We start from the raw sequence: 4,853 nt of genomic DNA, 5'->3' as shown, positions 1-4,853 counted from the left end.
CGGGCGGGTTCTGGCCGTCGGGCCCGAAGAACCGGTCCAGACTCGGCAGCAGCACGTAGACCAGCAGCGGGCCGATCCACCACCACATCGGCGCCACCCGGCCCCATCCGAGCTGGTCGAAAACCCACACCAGCGCCGCGGCCTGGCCCAGCGCGGTCGGTGCCACCAACCCGAACAGCCACATGTATCGCTTGCGGTCGCGCCACGGTTCACTCGCCGCGCCGACCGATTCTGTTTCGGACGTCGTCATCGTCGCCCTCCTCGCCTTCCCGAACACCGGCGGCACATCCGCTGCCGCCCGCACCGGTCGAGGTCGGCATCGCACGCCGCCCACCTCGACTGTTTACACTTTTTGCTGATGTGTATTCATTACAGACAGATATGTCATGATTGTCAACGAATCGACAGAAGTAGCCGCAATGTAGGGTGGTGATCGTGGCCGATACGCCGAACTTCCAGAGCGAGATGCGCCTACTGCTGCGCAACCGCGTGATCGAGACAGCACGCCGGCTGGTCTGCACCGAGGGCTGGGGGGCGGTCAATATGTCCCGGGTGGCCAAGGAGGTCGGGGTGAGCCGGCCGGTGCTCTACAAGGAGATCGGCACCAAACAGGATCTGGCCGAGGTGGTGATCGCCGCCGAACTGGACACATTCCTCGCCGGCGTCACCGAAACCGTCGCCGCCGAGCCCGGGAACCTGCTCGCGGGAATCACCGCCGCCGCGGATTTCACCCTGCGCACAGCAGCCGACAACACCCTGCTCAAGGTCGTACTGGCCGGCCGTTCCGGCGCCGACACCACCCTGCTGCCGACCCTGATGACCGAACCCGAGCCCGTTCTGGGCCGCGCCTGCGCCGCGTTCACCGCGATCCTGCGCGCTCGGTACGGGCTCGGCGATCTCACCGACGACGAGTTCGGCACCAGAGTGGAAGCGATTGTCCGTCTCGCCCTGAGCCACCTGTTCCAGCCCACCGGGGCCATCGATCGCGCCGTCGACCAGATCGCCCTGGTGTCCGACACCCTGCTCACGCGGGGATCGGCGTAGGCGAGCGCCGTCGCGAGCCGGCTGGTTCACCGGAGCGATGGCCGGCCGGTCCGATGACGACCGCCGCACCTTCGGCGGGCTGCTCGGCCGGTTCGTCGACGACCTCACCGCGCACCTGAAAGTCATCGAGGACGGCCCGTAGCCCGACGCCCATGCCCGGGAACGGCGGCGGGGCAGGGTCCGGCGAAAAGCGGGTGCGGATACCGGGAGTCCCGGGCGATGCTGTGGAGGTGAGCACCGATTTCACCGTCCCCCTCGAACTCCCCTTCCCGGCAGGCATTCTCGTCCCACCGCTCGCCGATCTCCGCTGGCAGGGCGATGCTCCCGGCGATCCGGTGACCGCTTCCGGCACGTGGTACCCGTACCGGGAGGGAATCTCCACCCGGCGGCTCACCGTCGGCTGGGCGGACGGTGAACTCGAGGTGACCCTGCCGGCGGCCTCCGCTCCGGAGGATCTCGACCTGGCGCTCCGGATCCTCTGCGCGGCCGCGGACCACTCCGATGCCGAGGTCGACACCGAGTACGGGCCGTTCGGACCCGATCGCCTGCGCGATATCTTCGATGACCAGTGGGCCTTCCATCAGCTCGGCCGATCGGTATCGATGGTGGCCCGCCTGTCCGAGCACAGCGGCGGGGTGATCTCGCTGCCCGGCCCCACCCGCAGTGTGCACCTGGGCCCGCGGACGCTCCCCGACCTCGACCGAGGTGACGACGACCCCACACGCGGTCGCCGCCTGCTCGAGTTGATGCGTGCGGTGCTCTGGCCCGACCCCCGATACGACCCGGCCGGGGTGTTCGAAGCGAGTAAGGGCGACGAGACGTTCACCTTCGCAGTGTTGCTGTCGGAACGTGCCTGCTTGATGCCGCAGGTCGATCGAATCCTGATCGGCGACAGCGACGACCATGTGATCCAGATTCCCCGGGCGGCGCTGGAGCTACTGCCGATCGAGTGCACCCGCCTGGACGACGGCAACCATCTGGTGGAATTCGTCCCCGCGGAGAAGTGGCCGGAGGTGGTCGAGGCCGCCCGCGAATCGCGGGTGCCGGACTCCGGTGCATCGTGAAGTCCACGCTCGGCCGGGACGACCCGGGCGGATGGTCAGATCTTCACGACGATCTTCTTCCCCTCATGAAGCCCGTGTTCGAGGCGCCGGTGCGCCTCGGCCACATCGTCGAGGACGAACACTGTGTCGATGGCCGGCCGCAATGCGCCGAGGCGGATACCGGTGTTCAGGAAGGCCGCCATTCGCCGCACCACCACGGGGTCGAGAGTGTGCTCGAAACTCCGATAACTCTGGATCCCGGGCAGCGCACCTTCCGGGACGGGTGCCGGCCGGGGATCCAGGAAACCCGCGGCGACCAGTGGCGCGCCGGGGTGGGCCGCCTCCAGGAGGTCCCGCCGGCCGGGACCCGCGACGAGGTCGAGGACGATATCGGCGCCCGAACCGCCGGTGAGACGACGAACGGATTCGACGATATCCATTTCGTCGGTGGCGACAACCGCGGCGGCCCCGGCCGCGATCAGTTCGTCCCGTTTCGCGCTGTGCCGGGTGACGGCGATGGGCACGGCGCCGATCTGATTCGCGATCTGAACAGCCGCCCTGCCGACACCGCCGGACGCCGCGCTGATCAGGACGTGGTCGCCGGGGCGCATTCCCGCCTTCTCGACGAGGGCGCCGTAGGCCGTGGAGTAGGCGACCCAGATCGCCGCCGCCTCCGTGACCGCGAGCCCCGCGGGCCGGGCGAGTACCCGGCTCGCGGGGAGCGTGGTGTATTCGGCGTAGCTACCGCGCAGATTCGCGTCCGGAACGGCCGTGAGGATCACCGGATCGCCGGCCGCGAAACCGTGCGCGCCGGGACCCACCGCGTCGATGGTGCCGGTTCCCTCGACACCGAGCCGGGCATGCGGCAGCGCGACGGGCGCGGGTGACTCGCCGGAACGCATCATCGAGTCGAGCGGGTTCACGGCGAACGCCTCCATCCTGACCCGTACCTCGCCGGCCGCGGGCTCGACAACCGGTTCCTCGACGATTCGCATGACCTCCGGCCCGCCGAACCGATCGAAAACGACTACTCGTGGCATGGTGATTCCTCCGCTTCCGGTGCTGAATTCGCTGCTGCGGAAAACGCTACGGAGCCCTGGGTTACCTCCTGGTACCTTGGAATCCGATGCAGAACACCGCCGGACCGGCCTTCCTCGCCGACTGTCCCACTCGACTGGCGGTCGAGATCCTCGCCGACAAATGGGCCGTCTTGGTGCTCTTCGGGCTGAGCCGGGAACCACGCAGCACGGCGAACTCGTCGACCTCATCGGCGGTGGTGTCTCCCGCAAGGTCCTCACCCAGACCCTGCGCCGACTCCAGGAGTACGGGCTGGTCGATCGCCGGGCCGAAGCGCCACGGCGGGTCGTGTACAGCCTCACCGATCTGGGCCGCACCCTCGTCGAGCCCATCGACGTCCTGACGAACTGGGCGCGGGACCACGGCGGGGCCGTCGTCGACTTCCAGGAGCAGGCCTCGCCAGAGTGAACCGGCAGTTCAGGGACTCCGCGGGACCGACGAGATCCGCCGGGTGGCAGAGATTCTGAGCGGATCGCTCGGCACCGGCCGGTAACTCCACTCACCTGACCCACTCGGGCGGTGGGCGCCGCCCGGCGGAAGCGACACCACCGACCACCGGTGGTGAGCACGCGGCGGAGCGCGGGACTAGTGTTGCGCAGATGACGTTGCCGAGTGATATGCGCGCGTTCAATCGGTCCGTGGTCGAGAATTTCCGCGAGAACGACGGGGAGATCACGCTGGACGGGATGCTGAAGGGATCCGATCTCGTCCTGCTGACCACCGTCGGACGGCGCAGCGGGCGGCAGCATATCGTGCCGCTCGGATACCTGACCGACGGTGACGACCGGATCGTATTGTGGGCGTCCAATATGGCCGCCGCCGACCACCCGGCCTGGTACCGGAACCTGGCGGCGCAGCCGCAGGTCATCGTCGAGCGGCCGACTCCCGGGGGGATCGACCTGTTCACCGGTACCGCGAGCACCGCCGCCAGTGCCGAACGGGAGCGGCTGTTCGCGCTGCTGGCGGAGCGTTTCCCGCATATGGCCGCGCATCAGCAGCAGACCGAGCGGGAGATTCCGCTCGTGGTGGTGGAACGGGTATCGGGCCGGTCCGAATAGGCCGCACTCCCCCCGGCGGGTCATTGCCCGGCGAGAATCTCCAGATAGTGGGCGTTGCTCATGACGCCGAGGATATTTCCGAACGGGTCCACCACCGAGGCGGTGACGAAGCCGGGTCCCCGGGTGGTGATCGGGTCGTATTCGGTGGCGCCGAGCGCGAGCAACCGGTCGTAGGTGGCCCGCAGATCGTCGACGTGCCAGTACACGATCTCCCCGCCGGGCCCCGGCTGGGCGCGCCCGGGCCGGTACGCGCCGTCGATCAGGCCGAATTCGTGCGCATAGTCGCCGATCCGGAATTCGTAGTAGCCGGGCACGGCGAAGTACGGCGGTGTCCCCAGGAAGTCCGCGTACCAGTCTTTGGCCGCCTCCAGGTCGTCGGCGTAGTACGTCACGGTCGCCATTCCTCGCAGCATCGTTGTTCTCCTCGGTTGTGTCGTCGAGCCGTTGAGACCATCCTCCAAGGCAAAGTGCTCAACTTCTGATCACTTTTCCGGGGAGAATCGCGGATATGCGCGCAGACCGATTGGTGGCGACCCTGTTGCTGATGCAGACCCGCGGACGGGTCACCGCCGCCGAGATCGCGGCCGAACTCGAGGTGTCGGTGGCGACGGCCCGGCGTGATCTCGAGGCC

General features: G+C 68.2%; 7 protein-coding genes and 1 pseudogene. 5 read left to right on the top strand and 3 right to left on the bottom strand.

The window, feature by feature from the left end; genetic code table 11:
- A pseudogene (locus tag ACWDU1_RS29585) lies at nt 1–250 on the bottom strand (alkane 1-monooxygenase); the annotation flags it as partial.
- A gap of 185 nt (nt 251–435) precedes the next feature.
- Here ACWDU1_RS29585 and ACWDU1_RS29580 point away from each other — a divergent pair.
- Nucleotides 436–1,044 (top strand): TetR family transcriptional regulator, encoded by a 609-nt coding sequence (locus ACWDU1_RS29580; protein ID WP_450003491.1) that lies wholly within the window; start codon nt 436–438, stop codon nt 1,042–1,044.
- Nucleotides 1,045–1,274: 230 nt separating this feature from the next.
- Complete coding sequence (locus ACWDU1_RS29575) at nt 1,275–2,108, top strand: hypothetical protein (RefSeq protein ID WP_450003489.1); 834 nt, start codon at nt 1,275–1,277, stop codon at nt 2,106–2,108.
- Nucleotides 2,109–2,143: 35 nt separating this feature from the next.
- On the opposite strand, the gene ACWDU1_RS29570 is transcribed toward ACWDU1_RS29575, so the two are convergent.
- Nucleotides 2,144–3,127, bottom strand: coding sequence for a zinc-dependent alcohol dehydrogenase family protein (locus tag ACWDU1_RS29570; RefSeq protein ID WP_450003487.1), 984 nt, complete (start codon nt 3,125–3,127; stop codon nt 2,144–2,146).
- 160 nt (nt 3,128–3,287) lie between these two features.
- Between ACWDU1_RS29570 and ACWDU1_RS29565 the strand changes: the two genes are divergently transcribed.
- Together ACWDU1_RS29565 and ACWDU1_RS29560 are read left to right on the top strand one after the other, a co-directional pair.
- Nucleotides 3,288–3,572: a winged helix-turn-helix transcriptional regulator gene (locus ACWDU1_RS29565; protein ID WP_450003485.1), complete on the top strand. Its 285-nt coding sequence runs from the start codon at nt 3,288–3,290 to the stop codon at nt 3,570–3,572.
- Nucleotides 3,573–3,763: 191 nt separating this feature from the next.
- Nucleotides 3,764–4,222, top strand: a complete 459-nt coding sequence (locus ACWDU1_RS29560; protein ID WP_450003484.1) for a nitroreductase/quinone reductase family protein — start codon at nt 3,764–3,766, stop codon at nt 4,220–4,222.
- Between the two features lie 20 nt (nt 4,223–4,242).
- Here ACWDU1_RS29560 and ACWDU1_RS29555 read toward each other — a convergent pair whose 3' ends face one another.
- On the bottom strand, nt 4,243–4,635 hold the full coding sequence (locus ACWDU1_RS29555) for a VOC family protein (RefSeq protein ID WP_450003482.1): 393 nt from the start codon (nt 4,633–4,635) through the stop codon (nt 4,243–4,245).
- 95 nt (nt 4,636–4,730) lie between these two features.
- On the opposite strand from ACWDU1_RS29555, the gene ACWDU1_RS29550 reads away from it, so the two are divergent.
- Nucleotides 4,731–4,853: HTH domain-containing protein (locus ACWDU1_RS29550; RefSeq protein WP_450003493.1), on the top strand; the 123-nt coding region annotated here is incomplete at its 3' end.

This window comes from Nocardia sp. NPDC003345 (assembly GCF_053589395.1).
The sequence above is the reverse complement of the archived record's forward strand: the minus strand, read 5'-3'. Positions and strand labels throughout refer to the sequence as shown.